Here is a 15,890-nt window from a genome sequence, read left to right as displayed (position 1 = left end):
GCCGCCTACGAGCAGCAGATCACGACACAGACCGAGGTGTCCGGCTGACGGGGGTCACTTCAGCTCAAGTCGGGCCACCGCTCTGGTCCAGGCGGTAATAGTGCTGACCCAGACCCGGCTGAGTTCAGGTTGGAAAGCGCTCCATCTACGGGCGTTGCGGCCGGCGCTCACGTCCCGAACATGTCCGGCCGATCGAAGCGCACCGACTGCTCCTCCCCCTCCCGGAACCAGCACACCGGACGCCGGCTGCCGAGCAGCCCGACGACGTACGACGTCACCGAGGCCGACAGGACCCGGTCGTCGGTCGAGCGATCGGCCGCGAAGGCACGCGCTTCCTGCTCCGACGTGAAGACGACCTCGACGGCGCTCACCGAGTCCGGCTTGGCCGTGTGGACCGCGTAGACGTTCACACGACCAGTATGCACTATAGGTGTGCAGTAGCTCTCGGATATACTGCACTCTGATAGTGCAGTGTCAGAGTCCGTCGGTGGACACCGGCCCAGCACGCACGCGCCTGGACGCAGCCGTGCGCGAACGGGAACGGGCGAAGGACGACCTCGATGCCGCGGAAGCGGTCCTGCGGAGCGCGATCCGTGATGCTGCCGCGGCGGGCGTCTCCCAGGTCGAGCTGGCCGAACTCACCGGATACCACCGCAACACCGTGCGCCGGATCGTGACCGGGGACTGAGCCATCCTCCTCAGCTGAACGGCCGCGCGTGCCGTTCGAGCTTCTCCCACAGCGCCCGGTACTCGGCGACGTCCTCCCGGGCGTGCACCTCCTGCGTCCCGTGCACCAGCTCGGTGGTGACGTACGGGGCGCCGTCCACCGGCGTCCAGATCAGGAAGTTGTGCCAGGGCAGCAGCGGGGCCTCGTCCGGCAGCACGGCGATCGAGACGGTGTCGAGCCGGGCCAGCGACCTGGCCCGGTCGAGCTGCGCGGCCAGTACGTCCGGTCGCCCCAGGTCGGCACGCAGCACGTGCTCGGTCAGCACCCAGCTGAAGCGTGTCGTGCCTTCGAAGAGCACCTGCTGGCGGGCGATCCGGGCGGCGACCGCGCCGTCGACGTCGGTGGTGTGCCCGGCGGAGAGCACCAGCCGCGCGTACTCCGGTGCCTGCAGCAGGCCGGGCCAAACAGTGGGCTGGAACGACACGACGGCGAGTGCCTCGGCCTCCCGCTCGCGGACGTCCGCCTGCAGGTGCCCGGTCCGCTCCAGCAGCTCGCGCCACGGCCGGGTCTCGCCGGTCGCGCGCTCGGCGAGACCGAGGATGCGCTCCCGCTCCGCGCCATCGATCGCGCAGGCGTCGAGCCACGCCTCGATCCGGTCGAGCGGGAGCATCCCGCGGCCGGTGTCGAAACGCTGGACGACGCCGCGGTTCAGGCCGAGCGTCCGCGCCATCCCGCGCGCCGAGATGCCGGCCAGATCGCGGACCCGGATCAGCTCGCTGCGGAGCCGGTTACGGGTCGGGCTCTCGTCGACCACGCGGGCGGGTCACCTCATCCTCACGGGCCAGGAACTCGTTCAGCGGGACGGCCGCGGCCACCGCGCGGTCCCGGGTCCGACGCAGCATACGTAGCTCGTCCGGATCGTCGACGGGTTCGCGGACGGCGACACGCCCGCCGGCGTCGTAGTGCGTGCGGAACCCACTGGGCTCGGCGGTGTCGGCGTCGAACAGCCAGAAGTCACCCCCGGCCCCCGGGACCGCGCCGGCCGCGGCGAGCAGGATCCGCTCCCCCGCCGCCTGCGACTCCACATAGCTGAGCAGTTCCCAGCGGGTGTACTCGGTCAGCGGCCGCTCCACCAGCCGGACCCTGGACCAGTCCTTGCCCGACACGGTGTCCGTGGCGATCCTGGCCAGCCACGGCGACGTCCGCACGCTCCGTTCCGGACGCGCGGTCCCGGCGCGGAAGGCGGCCAGCGACGCGTCCTCGGCGTCGACGGCATAGGACTGCCGGGTCTCCAGCCGGAAGGCGCTGCGCCGGAAGCCGTCGTAGTACGGCCCGGGATCCAGCGGACTCACCGCGGCAGCTGCGCGACGAGGCGATCCCAGACCTCGACGGGGATCGTGACGTCCCGCTCACGGGTATTCGATCCCGGCTCGAAACCGCGGACGGTCACGGTGCCGGTCTCGTCGTCGATCCAGAATGCCGGACAGTCACCGTCGACGCATCCGCCTTGCGCAAGAACCTTCCGCATAGCCACCCGCCCCTATCGACATGAAACGACACGCCAGCTTCCCACACGTCCGAGCATTTCAACAGCATGTTGCCTGACACCTGGCATGTCGTGACACGATTTGACACATGTCCATCGGAGGCGCTGCGCCCGACCGCCTCACGCCGGCCTGCCCGGCCGTCGGGCGCTGGTGCGAGTTCTGCGGCGACGGCGACCGGCCACGGTCCGTCGTCCTTCGCGAGACCCCGGCCGGCCCGCTCTGCGCCACGGCGTGCGCGAGCTGCGAAGCCGCCGCACAGCCGTGGACCGCGGCCGCGATGCGGTTCCTCGTGCTCGACCACCGCCGGCACGTCGAGCGCGCGGCCCGCCGTGGCACCGGGAGCACCGCCGAACCGGACGACCCCGACAGGCATGACGCTTCGTGATCATCCCTGCGCAAACCGTGCCCGGAAGGGTCCGCTGTGACCTGTTTCTCGGTCGGTGTGGGATAACAATGCGGTAGTGGTGAGCGGTTGAACCACTAGCGACGTAGCCGCCCCACCACGCTCCCCGTAGATCGAGAGGACCGCATGAACCCCGAGACCCCCGTCGTCATCCTCTGCGGAGGCAAGGGCACGCGCATCCGGGAGGCGAGCGAGAGCCTCCCGAAGGCGATGGTCGAGATCGGTGGTCGCCCGATCGTCTGGCACATCATGAAGATCTACCGGGAGGCCGGCTACCGCCGCTTCATCCTGTGCCTGGGCTACAAGAGCTGGGCGATCAAGGAGTACTTCCTCGACTACCGCGCCCGCTCCGCGGACTTCACGCTCTCCATGTCCGAGAAGCACCGGATCGACTTCCACAACGGCGTCGACGAGGACTGGGAGATCACCTTCGCCGAGACCGGCCTGGAGGCCGCGACCGGCTCCCGGATCCGGAAGATCGCGCAGTACGTCGACACCGACAACTTCTTCCTGACCTACGGCGACGGCGTCGCCACCGTCGACATCAACGCCCTGGCCAAGGAGCACGAGGAGTCCGGCCGGATCGGCACCGTCACCGGCGTGCACCCGACCTCGAAGTTCGGCGAGATGCACGTCGACGGCAACCAGGTCGTCGAGTTCAACGAGAAGCCCACCCAGGTCACCGGGTTCGTCTCCGGCGGCTTCTTCGCCTTCAAGCGCGAGTTCCTCGACACCTACCTCGGCGAGCCCGGCGACGACGACGTGTGGCTCGAGCACGCCCCGCTGCAGCGGCTCGCCCGCGACGGCCAGCTCGGCGTCCACCAGCACGAGGACTTCTGGTGCGCGATGGACACCTTCAAGGACTTCGAGTTCCTCAACGGCCTGTGGTCGGCCGGCGAGGCGCCCTGGAAGACCTGGGCCTGACCGACCGGGCCGCCGCCGCGGCGGACGATCGTCGGGCACGCGCCCGCACCGCAGCGGCGTCGGTCCGGCCCCGGCCCGATCAGGCCGGGGCCGAGCGTCCCAAGGACCGGACATCCCATCCGGCCGCCCGCCATGCGGGCAGCGGCAGCACGTTGCGCCCGTCGACCATCCGGCGGGCACCGACGAGCGAACCGAGCCACTCCGGGTCCAGCTCCACGTAGTCGCGCCACTCGGTGAGGTGCAGCACCACGTCCGCGTGCTCGCACGCCTTCCTGATGTCAGGGGCGTAGTCCAGGGTCGGGAACTGTGCGCGCGCGTTGTCCATCGCCACCGGGTCGTGTACCCGGACCTGACCGCCCTGCAGCTGGATGGTCGCCGCGACGTTCAGCGCCGGCGAGTCCCGCACGTCGTCGCTGTCCGGCTTGAACGCCGCGCCCAGCACCGCCACCGACCGCCCGAGGAACGACCCGCCGACCAGTCCGCGGGCCAGCTCCACGGTCCGCCGTCGACGCCCCATGTTGATCTCGTCGACCTCGCGCAGGAAGGCCAGCGCGTCGGGCACGCCGAGCTCGCCCGCCCTGGCCATGAAGGCCCGGATGTCCTTGGGCAGGCAGCCGCCGCCGAAACCGAGCCCGGCAGACAGGAAGCGCGATCCGATGCGCGCGTCGTGTCCGATCGCCGTCGCCAGCGTGGTGACGTCCGCGCCTGCGGCGTCACAGACGTCGGCGATCGCGTTGATGAACGAGATCTTCGTGGCGAGGAACGCGTTCGCCGACACCTTGACCAGCTCGGCCGTGGCCAGGTCGGTACTGATCCACGGGGTGTCGCCCGAGTCCAGGATCGGTGCATACACCTCGCGCAGGATCTCCTCGGCCCCGGTCGACGTCACCCCGACGACCAGGCGGTCCGGATGCAGCGTGTCGTTCACCGCGAAACCCTCGCGCAGGAACTCCGGGTTCCACGCCAGCTCGGCCGGCGATCCTGCGTCGCGCAGCACCGCCGCGAGCCCCGCCGCCGTGCCCACCGGGACGGTCGACTTCCCGACGACGAGTGCGGGCCGAGTCAGGTGCGGGGCCAGTCCACCGACGGCGGCTTCGACGTGGCGCAGGTCGGCCGCGTTGGACCCGGCCTTCTGCGGGGTGCCGACGCACACGAAGTGCACGTCGCCGAACTCGGCCGCCTCCTGGAGAGACGTGCCGAACCGCAGCCGTCCCGACTCGACGGTCCTGGCCAGGACCTGATCCAGGCCGGGCTCGTGGAACGGCGGACGCCCGGCCGACAGCGCGTCGATCTTCGTCCAGTCGACGTCGACGCCGAGCACCTCGTGCCCGAGGTCGGCCATACAGGCGGCGTGCACGGCACCGAGGTAGCCGGTGCCGATGACGGTGATGCGCACTGTGGACTCCTTCTCCGATACTGCCGGGGGACGGTCAGAGGGGCTGGTAGCCCCGCGGGTGGGACTGCTGGAAGCGCCAGGCGTCGGCGCACATCTGTCGAAGATCACGGGTGGTGCGCCAGCCCCACGCGGTGGCGACCCTCGACGGGTCCGCGATCAGCACCGGCACGTCGCCGGCACGACGGCTCTCGACGCGGTGTGGGATCTCCCGGCCGACAGCCCGGGAGAACTCGGCGAGCAGCTCACGTACCGACGCGCCGCTGCCGGTCCCCAGGTTGAACACGCTCAGGCCGGGTTCGTCGAGGTGGTCGAGCGCGACCCGGTGACCGTCGGCGACATCGACGACGTGGATGTAGTCGCGGACGCACGTCCCGTCCGGGGTGGCGTAGTCGGCGCCGAACACCGGCAGCTCAGTGAGCCGTCCGACGGCGACCTGCGCCATGTAGGGCAGGACGTTGTTGGGCACCCCGGTCGGGTCCTCCCCCAGCAGACCGCTCGGGTGTGCGCCGATCGGGTTGAAGTACCGCAGCGCGATCACCGACAGCTCCCCGTGACGGGCACAGGTGTCGGCGAGGAGCTGCTCGCACAGGTGTTTCGTGCGCGCGTACGGGTTCGTCGGCCCGGCCGGCTCGTCCTCCGCCAATGGCACCGTGGTGGTGTCGCCGTAGATCGAGCAGGACGACGAGAACACCAGCCGGTGCACGCCGTGGTCGTGCATCGTGCGCAACAGGGTGATGGTGCCGCCGACGTTGATGTCGTAGTACTCCAGCGGGATCCGGCCCGACTCACCGACTGCCTTCTTCGCCGCGAAGTGGATCACCGAGTCGATGTCGTGCGAGGTGAATATCGCGTCCAGTGCCCCGCGGTCGCGCAGGTCGGCCCGGTACACGGCGGCCAGCGGCCGTCCGGCGAGCTTCGTGACGGCGTCGAGGGCGTACGGGGAGCTGTTCGAGTGGTCGTCGAGCACGATCACCTCGTGACCGTGGTCGAGCAGCTCGACCACGGTGTGGCTACCGATGAAGCCGGCTCCGCCTGTGACGAGGACGGTATGGGGCATCAGAACTCCTGGAGGCCGAGCAGGCGACCGATCAGGCCGTCCGCGATGAGGATCCGCAGCCAGCCTTCGCCGAAGACGGACCCGACGTAGTCGGGGAACGCGATGACGGCGAGCACGGTGGGCACTGCTACCAGCAAGCCGGTGGTGAGCGGCACGGCCACGGTACGGAGCAGCGCGGTCGGGAAGCTGCTGTCTCCTCCGCGGGCGGTCTCGCGAGCGTGCAGCAGCGGGACGGCGAGTCCGACCAGCGTGTACATCGACGCGCCGACCAGGCAGAGAAACACGTAACCGGCCGCGTTGGTGAACGCCTCGGCATACAGAGCCGCTCCGGAGAGCAGCAACACGACGAGATTGTGAGGCAACATCAGCCGCAGGGGCAGCGGCTCAAGGCCGCCCCGACCTTTCGGCGTGACCTTGAAGGTGACCTGTCGCGGCCGGACCGCCTGCACCAGAGCCGCGCTCACCCCCCACGCGATCAGGGGCCAGCGGGTCAGGCAGTACAAGTAGTTCTCCCAGCTGATGATCGGCGAATCCGGCGGTCGGAGCAGACCGTGTCGCCGCAGCACCAGCGTGATCAGCAGGACCATCAACGCCACAGACCACCACAGGGCGATGAAGTCGAGATAGTTGACCGCGATCCACGGTTCGCCGGTGACGGCAGCGATGGGCGCCAGCAGCAGCCCACCGACCGTGGTCACCGCCAGCAGCACGTAGTAGGCCAGCGCATACAGGAACCGGAGTCGCAGCGTCCACGGCAACCGCGGGAGGTGCCGGGGCACGAGACCGAGCAGAACCGTGGTGAGGCTGCGCGACCACTGGAACTCTTGGACCAGCATCGCAGCGAACGTCGGTGGTCCGTCACCATGGGCGTCGGCATCGATCGCGAACGCGCCCTGCCAGCCCGCCGAGTTCAGCAGAAAGCTCGTCGAGAAGTCCTCCGCGAGCTCGGGGCCGATGCCGCCGATGTCGCGGACCGCCCGGGTTCGCACCGCGTAGTGCGAGCCGATGCAGACCGGGGCGAGCCCGGCACTGTGCCCGAGCTGCGCCGGTCCGTGGAATGTCGCCTCACGGTGCAACCGCCCCCGCGCCGACCACGACTCGTCACCGTTCGCGTCACACACGCTCGGTGCCGCGACGTAGCCGATCGACGGGTCGGCGAACGGGCGCACCATCTCGTACAGATACCGTGAGCCGGGGACATGATCGCAGTCCAACTGGACGACCACGTCGTAGTCTCGGTAGCCCCAGTGGTCGTAAAAGTACGCGAGATTGCCCTCCTTGCAGCGGGTGCGCCGCGGCCAGGTGTCGCGGTGATACTCCTCGACCCCCTCCCGGGTGGACAGCTGGACGTCGTGGAGTGCACACCACGCGCGGATCTCATCGGTCGTCCGCTCGTCGCAGATCCACACGTCGTACGGGGCCCGGAAGTCCTGGCCGAGCATCGCTTCCAACGTCCTCCGCGCGACGTTCCACGGCTCGGACGGCGCACGGGTGACGACGAATGCGATGCGCAGGTCCGGTGGCCGGACCGAGCGGGCGACCCGCTTGAGCCGATTCACCCCGACCATGAAGTAGATCGGCATGACCGACAGGTAGAGCAGGATCACGCCGTTGAGGAGCAGGCCCACCGAACTGGTGCGATGCACAGGCTGCAGCAGCCAGATCCAGAACCCGACCAGGGCGGTCAGCCACAGTCCGGACAGGACCGCGACGGCGATCCGCGAGTGCAGCGGCAGTGCCCACTCGAACGTCGACGCCCGGATCCGCCGGCGCCGCCGTGCGGTGGAGTCCAGGACTGGGCCGGACGGCGCAACCGCAGCGACCATGCCGTCGGAGAGGTCGATGATCTGCTCTGGCAGCGGGTTCCGCGGATCCACGAGGGGCCGCGGCGGCACGGGCCTCTCGACCAAAGAGGTCCCGCCACCGGCCCGCCCCGGTACCCGGTCCCGTCCACTGTCGGCGGCACCGTCGTGGTGTGAGCCTTCCTGCCACCGCCCCCCGCGTCCCGGCGACCGTGGTCTGACCGGCGGCAACGCGGTGACCGACGGCTCGACGACCGGGAACACCACCGTCGTGGCGTCGGCCGCCAGCTGAATCCGGTCGGTCGGTCCGTCTGGCGCCGCGTGCCGACCGGCCCGTGGCAAGTCCTGCGACGGGTCCTGGACGTGCGACGGCTGCTGGGACCGAGGGTGCACGGCGGGGCGGCCTTCCTGCGCGTGCCCATGCGGGGTGGGGCCGTGGCTATGAACGCGGTGGGAAGCGCGGGACACGATTCTCCGAACGAGGATCAGACCGTGGCGGCGGTGTCGGATGCCCGCATGGCTGGGACGGTGACCGGGACACGAGCGACGGGGGCGCCATCCATCTGCCCCCCGATCAGAGCGGCCCGGGCCGCCGCGACCTCGTCCGCGGCGCGGGTACGGAAGTACTCGACGCACCGGCGCAGCCCCTCCTCGGTGCCGATCTCGGGGGCCCAGCCGAGCGTCCGACGGGCCCGCTCGATCGAGGGGCGGCGGCGGGTCGGGTCGTCCTGCGGCAACGGGTGGAACTCGACGGATGACGACGAGCCGGTCAGCCGCAGCACGAACTCGGCGAGCTCGATCATCGTGTGCTCGTCCGGATTGCCGAGGTTGGTCGGCCCCGGGTCGTCGGAGTCGGCCATGGCGACGAGTCCGCGGACCAGGTCGTCGACGTAGCAGAAGCTACGGGTCTGCGCGCCGTCGCCGTAGATCGTCAGTGGATCGCCGTTCAGCGCCTGCGCGATGAAGCTCGTGACCACCCGGCCGTCGTGCGGCCGCATCCGCGGACCGTAGGTGTTGAAGATCCGGACGATGCCCGTGTCGACCCCTTCGGTCCGGCGGTAGGCGCTGGTCAGGGCCTCGGCGTAGCGCTTGGCCTCGTCGTAGACGCTGCGCGGGCCGATCGGGTTGACGTTGCCCCAGTAGCTCTCCTCCTGTGGGTGCACCTGTGGGTCGCCGTAGACCTCGCTGGTCGAGGCGAGCAGGAAGCGGGCGCCGTGCGCCGCGGCGAACTGCAGAGCGTTCTCGGTACCGCGGCTACCGACGGCCAAGGTCTCCAGCGGGCGCCGGTGGTAGTCGGGCGGCGATGCCGGACTAGCCAGGTGGGCCACCACGTCCACCGGCCCGTCGACCGGGATGCGCACCGACACGTCGGCCTCGACGAAACTGAAACGTGGATCGGTGATCCGGTGCTCGACGTTGCGGAGCCGGCCGGTCGACAGGTCGTCGACGCAAAGCACCTCAGCCCCGCGGTCGAGGAAACGATCACAGAGGTGGGAGCCGAGAAATCCGGCGCCGCCGGTGATGAGGACACGCACAGGGAACCTCCAGAGGGGTCGGACTGGACGATCCGCGGGGGCACGGCCGATAGGCCGCCGGACCGACACTGGCCGCGGGGGATGGCCACGGAGATGGTTGGCAACTCGGGAGGTTGTGACCGAACGTTACGCAGGGTGGGCCGCCGAGAGGTACATCACAATGCCGACACGGACGTGTTCCGGGCCGTGCTCAGAGGCGACGGGAGAATGCGCAAATGCAGCCGGAACCCGTGTTGCACAGCAATTGGCCGGAGGTTCCATGATTCCTCGACGCACCGTTCTGACGCTGCCGATCGTCGGCGCGGCAGTACTCGCGTGCACAGGTAGTAACCGAACCGCGTCCCGACGGCGGCTCGGCGGCGTCCGCGGAGCGGATCTGTCCTTCACCCTCCGCATGGAGTCCGCGGGGGTCTCGTATTCCGACGGCCGTCGCACCGCTCCGGTCGAGCAGCTGCTCGCGGACCGAGGCGCTGATCTCGTCCGGCTCCGGGTCTGGGTCGGGCCGGATGCAGGCGGCAGCGACCTCCACACGGCGCTCGTTCTCGCCCGGCGAGCGGCGGACGTCGGCTGCGCCGTCCTGCTCTCACTGCACTACTCGGACACCTGGGCCGATCCGGACAACCAGACGATCCCGCGCTCCTGGGCGGGGCAGGATCTGGCCACCCTCGCGAACACGGTGCAGGCCTACACCCGAGATTGTGTCGGCGCGTTCGCGGCCCAGGGCACGCCGCTCAGGGCGGTCCAGATCGGCAACGAGGTGACCCACGGAATGCTCTGGCCGGTCGGAGCGGTATGGCACGGATCCGCCGAGGGCTGGGGCCCGTTCACCCGGCTGCTACGGGCCGGGATCGCCGGCGCGCGGGAAGCCGCCCCCGATCTGCCGGTCCTCATCCACGTAGACCAGGGCGGGAACACCGACGTGTGCCGCCACTTCTTCGACCGGATGGAGGAGCACGACGTCGCGTTCGACGTTGCGGCCCTCTCCTACTACCCGTTCTGGCACGGCTCGCTGGAACGACTGCGCCACAATGTCACCGAGCTCTCCTCCAGGTTCGGCTGCGACGTACTGGTCGTCGAGACCGCCTACCCGTGGTACCTGCCGGGTCTCGCTGCGCCGACGACGGTCGGAACGGTCGAGTTCATGGTCACCGACCCCGATCAGCTCCCGGACGTGGCCCGCTTCCCGGCCACCCCGGCCGGCCAGACCGACTACTTCGATGCGCTCCGCGACGTGCTGCAATCCGTTCCCGACGACCGCGGGATCGGCTTCGTCGCCTGGGAGCCGGGCTGGACCGGTCAGTTCGTCGACGTGCTTCCGGAGGGTGGCGGAAACCCCTACGCCAACCTCTCGATGTTCGACGAGTCCGGACGGGGCCTTCCGGCGCTCTCCGCATTCCGCCCGGAGAGGACGAACTAACGCACCGGCCCTTCGGTTCGATGTAGGGCAGGAGGGTGGCGCGGCGGCCCCGGATCGGAGCGGTGTGCACGTTTCACGACGGCGGTTCCTGGGCGGCGCGGCCGCCACGCTGATGGCCTCCCGGCTGCTGGGCAGCTGCACCGCAGACCAGGTGGCACCCGTACACGCGCCCGAGCCACCACGCGTCCTCCCACCCTTGACGTCGATCCGGGGCGCCGACCTGTCCTTCACCCCCGAGCTCGAGGCGATCGGCCTGACCTTCCGGGACGGCATGCGGGAGGACACCGTCGAGCAACTGCTCGCCGCCCGCGGCGCCAACCTCGTGCGACTGCGGCTCTGGGTCGATCCGGAGCCGGGGCACAGTGATCTGGAGTCCACTCTCGCGCTTGCCCGCCGTGCGAACGCCGCCGGCTGCCACGTACTGCTCAACCTGCACTACTCCGACTTCTGGGCCGACCCGACCCACCAACCGACCCCAGGCGCGTGGGCAGACCAGGACCTCGGCGCGCTGGCGGCCACCGTGCACGACTACACCCGGGATGTGCTGCGCGCGTTCGCCGCCCAGGGAACCGTGCCGGCGCTGGTCCAGGTCGGTAACGAGATATCGCGTGGCCTGCTGTGGCCGACCGGCGAGGTGACCGGCCGCAGCGGCCCGGACGAATGGGACCGGGTCGCGCGCTTGGTACAGGCCGGGCTGCACGGCGTGCGTGACGCGGGAACCACGGCCCGCACCGTGCTGCACACCGATGCCGGCGGCAACCAGGCCGACAGCCACCGGTTGTTCTCCGAGCTGACACAGCGCGGGATCCGATTCGACGTGGCGGCCGTGTCGTACTTCCCGTGGTGGCACGGCACGATCGCCGACGTGCGGGAGAACCTCGAGATGCTCGCCCGGCGCTTCGACTGCCAGGTGATGATCGCCGAGACCTCCTACCCGTGGACCCTCGAACGGCCCGGTGCGGCAGAGCTGCACGTCGAACGGCTGGAGGATCTCCCGGAGGCCGACCGCTTCCCGCCGACGCCGGACGGCCAGCTGGCGTTCCTGCGCACGGTACGGGAGACCGTGGCGTCCCTCGGACCGGCCGGGCTCGGATTCGCCGTCTGGGAGCCGGCCTGGCTGCCCGAGATCGCGGCCGGCGGCGGCCAGGAGAACCGGTTCGCCAACCTGACGATGTTCGACTGGGACGGCACTGCCCTGCCGTCGGTCGAGGTGTTCGGGAACAGGTGACCGCCCAGGCCGGCTAGGACGGCGTCCCGCTCAGTGCCTCCCCCGGGTTCAGGTCCGCGTACTGCTGAACCGACCCGTTCCGCACCGCCCCCCACAGCTCCTGCCCGCGGGCCTCGTCCAGGTAGACGACCGACTGCGCCCCCTCCCGGCCCAGCCCGGCGACCGGCGCGGTCACGAACGCGACGTCCGATCCGCGCAGGTTCCGGTTCTCCAGGGCCAGCGTGACGAGCCCGGTGTTGGTCAGCGAGTCGTCGATGCTGACCGCGTCGCCGACGCTCGTCGCGAACGAGTACAGCGTCGCCGGGTCGGTGGTCGCCGTCGCCTGCACCTTCTCCAGCAGCGCCTTGATCGCGTTCTGCTGGCGGGCCGCCCGGTCCAGGTCGCCGCCCGGAAGGTCGTAGCGCTGCCGGACGTAGGCGAGCGCCTGGGTGCCGTCGAGGTGGTTCTCGCCCGCCGTGAAGTCGACGCCGGCGTTGCTGGTGGCCCGCGCGACGGTCACGTCGATCCCGCCGACCGAGTCGACCAGCGAGGTGAACCCGGCGAAGTCGATCACGCCGAAGTGGTCGACCCGGACCCCGGTGAGCTGTTCGACGGTCTCGATCAGCAGCGGTGCCCCGCCGTAGGCGTACGCGGCGTTGGCCTTGTCCATGCCGCGGCCGGGGATCTCCACCCAGGAGTCGCGCGGGATCGACACCACCGACGCGCTCCGGCCGTCCGGGGCGAGCGTGCCCAGCATGATCACGTCGCTGCGCTCGGAGCCGCCGTCGGCGTCCGGCGCGGCACCGGCACCGGTGATCGGCTCGTCGGCCCGCGAGTCGGTGCCGACGAGCAGGAACGTGGTCCCGCCGAAGGTCGCCGGCCGGTCGGTCGCCTCCAGGCCGCGGAAGGCGTCCGGGATCCGCGGCACGTCGTTGCCGACGCTCGACACCAGGTACGCGACCGCGCCCGCCACGACGAGCAGCAGCACCAGCAGCAGGGTCAGGAAGGTGATGAGGAACCTGCGGCCGGTACGGCGCCGCGTCACGGGGGGCGGGGGGACGGCGTTGCGCATCGGAATCCTTCCGGGACCGCTCGATGGTCCGGTTGTCTCGTCGTAGTAGGACGTCCGGCGTTACCGAAAGGTTGACGCCCGGCGTTCGCGATCGAGATCACCGTTACGCATAGTTGCAGGTCAGGGCCTGGCGAGTACCCATCGTGAACGTTCTGGAAAAGCTGTCATCAGTTCTGGGGAACCAACGGGGGAGTCGCTAATGGGCCACCCGGAGTAGGCGAAATACCGGGCAGAACGGCCACCCGGTCGTAGCGGACCCGACAGGAGCCCCGATGAGCGTCACCCCGGACACCCCGACCGCCGTCTCCCCGGCCGGTGCGATCCCGGCCCCGCGGTCCGCCGCGGACGACGCCGCCGCGAACCCCGCAGGCCCGCCGGTCGCGCCGCAGGCCCCGGCGGTCGTCGACCCGTGCCGGTGCGGGCACGGGCGCGACGCGCACGAGCACTACCGCCCGGGCACCGACTGCGGCGCCTGCGGCACCGGCTGCAGCGCGTTCCGGGCCCGCGACGCCCGCCCGATCCGGCGCCGGGTGCGGCTGGCCTCCCGGCTGCTCCGACCCTGATCCGGCCCCGATCCGCGCCCGTGCGGCGCGGTCCGGCGCCCGTGCGGCGCGGTCCGGAGCCCGTGCGGCGCGGGCCGGCATCCGTACAGCGCTACGCCGCCGACAGCCAGGGCTCCCAGGCCGGCAGCGGCTCGACCGCCAGCACCAGCACGCCGGCCCCGCTGCGCGACGGCGGCCCGGGAACGGTCGCCAGCGTCCAGCCGAGCTCCTCGACGAGCCGGTCCGCCTTGCGCGAGTTGCACGCCCGGCAGGCGGCGACGCAGTTCTCCCAGCTGTGCGCACCGCCGCGGCTGCGCGGGACCACGTGGTCGATGGTGTCCGCCCGTTTGCCGCAGTAGGCGCAGCGGCGGCCGTCCCGGCGCAGCACGCCGGCGCGGGTCATCGGGACCGCGCGGCGGTACGGGACGCGCACGTAGCGGGACAGCCGCAGCACCGACGGCGCGGGGAGCGAGAGGTTCTCGGACCGGAACGCCGTGCCCTCCAGCGCCTCCTGGAGACACTCGGCCTTGCCGGAGAGCAGCAGGCGGATCGCCCGCTTCGAGGTGACGACGGCCAGCGGTTCGAAGCTGGCGTTGAGGAGCAGTACCCGGGCCCCAGTCGGCACCGGCACCGCCGTCGGCGGCTCGGTACCCGGTGCGGGAGGGTGATCGTCGGGGAGCGGATCGACCGCTCTCAGGTCGGGGGTGACGACGGTCCCGGCACCACTGGGGACGGGTTGTCGGTACGGCACGCGACCACCTCCGCGAACGCTCGAGGTCCGTGATGTAGTCGACCATACGGAAGCCGGGTTACGCGAGTGTGATAGCAGTACCGACGACCGGTGTACGCGGTGCCCGTCCGGCGCCGCCGGCCGCCCCGGCCGTCCACCGGCCATCCCGGCGTAACCAGCGGAAACGTCTGCTTCACACCCGGCGTGCGGTCGGCCACAGGCCGGTGCCGGGCCCGCCCCGGGCGGCTATACACGGGCCATGGACGAGAACAGCGAGCACGCCGACCCGGAGGTGCGGGACTCCACCTGCACCTGCTGCGGTCGCCGCGGGGCGCGCGAACGGTTCCAGGTCTCCGGTCCGGGTGCGCCGACCTTCGTCGCCGTCTGCCCGTACTGCGACCTGCAACCGGCGGAGATCCAGGGCTGGCTGGGCGAGATCGCCCGGGACTGATCCCGGCCGCTACCCCAGCGCGCCGATCACGTCGGCCACCAGGTCGGCGGTGTCCTCCACGCCGCAGGACAGCCGCACCAGCCCCTCGGGCACCGCGTCGCCCCAGCGGGCCCGCCGGTCCGCTGCGGTGCGCAGGCCGCCGAAGCTCGTCGTCGAGTCGACCAGCGTGGTGCGGGCGAGGAAGTCCGAGACGGCGTGCACGTCGGGCAGGGTGAACCGGAGGATGCCGTTCCAGCGGCGCATCTGGGTGCGGGCGAGCGCGTGCGCCGGATCGTCGGCCAGCCCGGGCCAGCGGACGTCGCGCACCGCGCCGTGCCCGCGCAGCGCCACCGCGAGCGCCCGGGCGTTCTCCGCCTGCCGGGCGAGCCGCAGGTCCAGGGTGCCGAGGCCGCGCAGCGCCAGCCACGTCTCCATCGGGCCGGGGATCGCCCCGCCCCGGGTGCGGGCGGCCCGGATCCGCTCGGCGTGCACCGGATCGGCCGCGCTGACGTGCCCGAGCAGCAGGTCCCCGTGCCCGGACAGCGCCTTGGTGTCCGAGGCGACCACCAGGTCCGCGCCGAGCTCCAGGGGGCGCTGGCCGAGCGGCGTGCAGGTCGTGTTGTCGACGGCGACCACCGCGCCGGTCCGGTGCGCTGCGGCGGCGATCGCGGCGATGTCGCAGACCTCCAGACCCGGGTTCGACGGCGTCTCCAGCAGCACCAGCCCCGGCCGCGTCTCCTCGATCGCCGCGGCCCAGTCACCGGCCGTCGCGCAGTACCCGACGCCGATTCCCAGCGGAGCCAGTTCCTCGTCGGCCAGCAGCCGGGCCACGTAGTAGCCGTCCGAGGGCAGCAGCACGCCGCGGTCCGGCCCGGTGAACCCGCGCAGCACCGCCGCGATCGCCGCCATGCCGCTGGGGAAGGCGACGCACGGCCCGCCGTCGAGCTCGCCGACGGCGGCCTCGAAATCACGCCACGTCGGATTGTCCGCGCGGGCGTAGAAGTCCGCACCCGGCTCCGCCTGCTCGGGCCGGCCGAGATGGAAGGTGCTGGTCAGCACCGGGCCGTGGTGCACCGGGGCGCCGATCTCCGGCGCTCCGTGCCCGCCGCCGCCCCGAACGCATCTGGTCCCGTCGCCGCTCATCGGGCGACACGCTACCCG

The 15,890-nt window shown here is 71.2% G+C and carries 17 protein-coding genes; 6 read left to right on the top strand and 11 right to left on the bottom strand.

The features are described 5' to 3' along the window. Nucleotides 1-167: 167 nt before the first annotated feature. Nucleotides 168-410, bottom strand: a complete 243-nt coding sequence (locus ABD160_RS27035; protein ID WP_344027436.1) for a hypothetical protein — start codon at nucleotides 408-410, stop codon at nucleotides 168-170. A 77-nt stretch (nucleotides 411-487) separates the two neighbouring features. Here ABD160_RS27035 and ABD160_RS27030 point away from each other — a divergent pair, with 77 nt between their 5' ends. Next, complete coding sequence (locus ABD160_RS27030) at nucleotides 488-688, top strand: hypothetical protein (protein WP_344027434.1); 201 nt, start codon at nucleotides 488-490, stop codon at nucleotides 686-688. A 10-nt stretch (nucleotides 689-698) separates the two neighbouring features. On the opposite strand, the gene ABD160_RS27025 is transcribed toward ABD160_RS27030, so the two are convergent. The 3 genes from ABD160_RS27025 to ABD160_RS27015 are packed head-to-tail and all read right to left on the bottom strand — an operon-like array spanning nucleotide 699 to nucleotide 2,201. Beyond that, the gene (locus tag ABD160_RS27025) at nucleotides 699-1,481 is read right to left on the bottom strand and encodes a DUF5753 domain-containing protein (RefSeq protein ID WP_344027432.1); all 783 of its coding nucleotides are present in this window, start codon (nucleotides 1,479-1,481) and stop codon (nucleotides 699-701) included. After that, the gene (locus ABD160_RS27020; RefSeq protein ID WP_344027430.1) at nucleotides 1,456-2,019 is read right to left on the bottom strand and encodes a DUF6879 family protein; all 564 of its coding nucleotides are present in this window, start codon (nucleotides 2,017-2,019) and stop codon (nucleotides 1,456-1,458) included. The genes ABD160_RS27025 and ABD160_RS27020 overlap by 26 nt, the downstream gene beginning before the upstream one ends. Beyond that, complete coding sequence (locus tag ABD160_RS27015; protein ID WP_344027428.1) at nucleotides 2,016-2,201, bottom strand: hypothetical protein; 186 nt, start codon at nucleotides 2,199-2,201, stop codon at nucleotides 2,016-2,018. The genes ABD160_RS27020 and ABD160_RS27015 overlap by 4 nt, the downstream gene beginning before the upstream one ends. A 542-nt stretch (nucleotides 2,202-2,743) precedes the next feature. On the opposite strand from ABD160_RS27015, the gene ABD160_RS27010 reads away from it, so the two are divergent. Beyond that, nucleotides 2,744-3,541 carry a glucose-1-phosphate cytidylyltransferase gene (locus ABD160_RS27010; protein ID WP_344027426.1) on the top strand — a complete coding sequence of 266 codons (798 nt, stop codon included), beginning with the start codon at nucleotides 2,744-2,746 and terminating at the stop codon, nucleotides 3,539-3,541. A gap of 79 nt (nucleotides 3,542-3,620) precedes the next feature. On the opposite strand, the gene ABD160_RS27005 is transcribed toward ABD160_RS27010, so the two are convergent. From ABD160_RS27005 to ABD160_RS26990, 4 genes are all read right to left on the bottom strand, one after another. After that, complete coding sequence (locus ABD160_RS27005) at nucleotides 3,621-4,937, bottom strand: UDP-glucose dehydrogenase family protein (protein ID WP_344027424.1); 1,317 nt, start codon at nucleotides 4,935-4,937, stop codon at nucleotides 3,621-3,623. A 34-nt stretch (nucleotides 4,938-4,971) separates the two neighbouring features. Continuing rightward, a complete protein-coding gene (gene galE, locus ABD160_RS27000; RefSeq protein ID WP_344027422.1) occupies nucleotides 4,972-5,994 on the bottom strand; it encodes a UDP-glucose 4-epimerase GalE in 1,023 nt (340 codons plus the stop codon). Continuing rightward, nucleotides 5,994-7,871, bottom strand: coding sequence for a glycosyltransferase family 2 protein (locus ABD160_RS26995; protein WP_344027420.1), 1,878 nt, complete (start codon nucleotides 7,869-7,871; stop codon nucleotides 5,994-5,996). Before ABD160_RS26995 ends, galE begins: the two co-directional genes overlap by 1 nt. 410 nt (nucleotides 7,872-8,281) lie before the next feature. Next, nucleotides 8,282-9,331: a UDP-glucuronic acid decarboxylase family protein gene (locus tag ABD160_RS26990; protein WP_344027418.1), complete on the bottom strand. Its 1,050-nt coding sequence runs from the start codon at nucleotides 9,329-9,331 to the stop codon at nucleotides 8,282-8,284. 259 nt (nucleotides 9,332-9,590) lie between these two features. Between ABD160_RS26990 and ABD160_RS26985 the strand changes: the two genes are divergently transcribed. Further along, entirely contained in the window at nucleotides 9,591-10,748 is a 1,158-nt protein-coding gene (locus ABD160_RS26985) for a glycoside hydrolase family 53 protein (RefSeq protein WP_344027416.1), read from the top strand. 196 nt (nucleotides 10,749-10,944) lie between these two features. Beyond that, nucleotides 10,945-11,976 (top strand): glycoside hydrolase family 53 protein, encoded by a 1,032-nt coding sequence (locus ABD160_RS26980; RefSeq protein WP_344027414.1) that lies wholly within the window; start codon nucleotides 10,945-10,947, stop codon nucleotides 11,974-11,976. A 13-nt stretch (nucleotides 11,977-11,989) separates the two neighbouring features. On the opposite strand, the gene ABD160_RS26975 is transcribed toward ABD160_RS26980, so the two are convergent. After that, a complete protein-coding gene (locus ABD160_RS26975) occupies nucleotides 11,990-13,027 on the bottom strand; it encodes an LCP family protein (RefSeq protein ID WP_344027412.1) in 1,038 nt (345 codons plus the stop codon). Nucleotides 13,028-13,299: 272 nt separating this feature from the next. Here ABD160_RS26975 and ABD160_RS26970 point away from each other — a divergent pair, with 272 nt between their 5' ends. Further along, nucleotides 13,300-13,590, top strand: a complete 291-nt coding sequence (locus ABD160_RS26970) for a hypothetical protein (protein ID WP_344027410.1) — start codon at nucleotides 13,300-13,302, stop codon at nucleotides 13,588-13,590. A gap of 91 nt (nucleotides 13,591-13,681) precedes the next feature. On the opposite strand, the gene ABD160_RS26965 is transcribed toward ABD160_RS26970, so the two are convergent. Further along, nucleotides 13,682-14,320: an HNH endonuclease gene (locus ABD160_RS26965; protein ID WP_425563669.1), complete on the bottom strand. Its 639-nt coding sequence runs from the start codon at nucleotides 14,318-14,320 to the stop codon at nucleotides 13,682-13,684. A 238-nt stretch (nucleotides 14,321-14,558) separates the two neighbouring features. Here ABD160_RS26965 and ABD160_RS26960 point away from each other — a divergent pair, with 238 nt between their 5' ends. After that, nucleotides 14,559-14,750 (top strand): hypothetical protein, encoded by a 192-nt coding sequence (locus tag ABD160_RS26960; protein ID WP_344027406.1) that lies wholly within the window; start codon nucleotides 14,559-14,561, stop codon nucleotides 14,748-14,750. A gap of 9 nt (nucleotides 14,751-14,759) precedes the next feature. Here ABD160_RS26960 and ABD160_RS26955 read toward each other — a convergent pair whose 3' ends face one another. Then, complete coding sequence (locus ABD160_RS26955; RefSeq protein ID WP_344027404.1) at nucleotides 14,760-15,872, bottom strand: cystathionine gamma-lyase; 1,113 nt, start codon at nucleotides 15,870-15,872, stop codon at nucleotides 14,760-14,762. Nucleotides 15,873-15,890 lie beyond the last annotated feature (18 nt).

It is taken from the genome of Pseudonocardia kongjuensis (assembly GCF_039526905.1).
Taxonomy (GTDB): Bacteria; Actinomycetota; Actinomycetes; order Mycobacteriales; family Pseudonocardiaceae; genus Pseudonocardia; species Pseudonocardia kongjuensis.
The sequence above is the reverse complement of the archived record's forward strand: the minus strand, read 5'-3'. Positions and strand labels throughout refer to the sequence as shown.

Excerpts from the sequence above, each read along its gene's own strand:
- ABD160_RS27010 (WP_344027426.1), top strand. The coding sequence starts at position 2,744 with ATGAACCCCGAGACCCCCGTCGTCATCCTCTGCGGAGGCAAGGGCACG.
- galE (WP_344027422.1), bottom strand. The coding sequence starts at position 5,994 with ATGCCCCATACCGTCCTCGTCACAGGCGGAGCCGGCTTCATCGGTAGC.
- ABD160_RS26985 (WP_344027416.1), top strand. The coding sequence starts at position 9,591 with ATGATTCCTCGACGCACCGTTCTGACGCTGCCGATCGTCGGCGCGGCA.
- ABD160_RS26975 (WP_344027412.1), bottom strand. The coding sequence starts at position 13,027 with ATGCGCAACGCCGTCCCCCCGCCCCCCGTGACGCGGCGCCGTACCGGC.
- ABD160_RS26970 (WP_344027410.1), top strand. The coding sequence starts at position 13,300 with ATGAGCGTCACCCCGGACACCCCGACCGCCGTCTCCCCGGCCGGTGCG.
- ABD160_RS26960 (WP_344027406.1), top strand. The coding sequence starts at position 14,559 with ATGGACGAGAACAGCGAGCACGCCGACCCGGAGGTGCGGGACTCCACC.
- ABD160_RS26955 (WP_344027404.1), bottom strand. The coding sequence starts at position 15,872 with ATGAGCGGCGACGGGACCAGATGCGTTCGGGGCGGCGGCGGGCACGGA.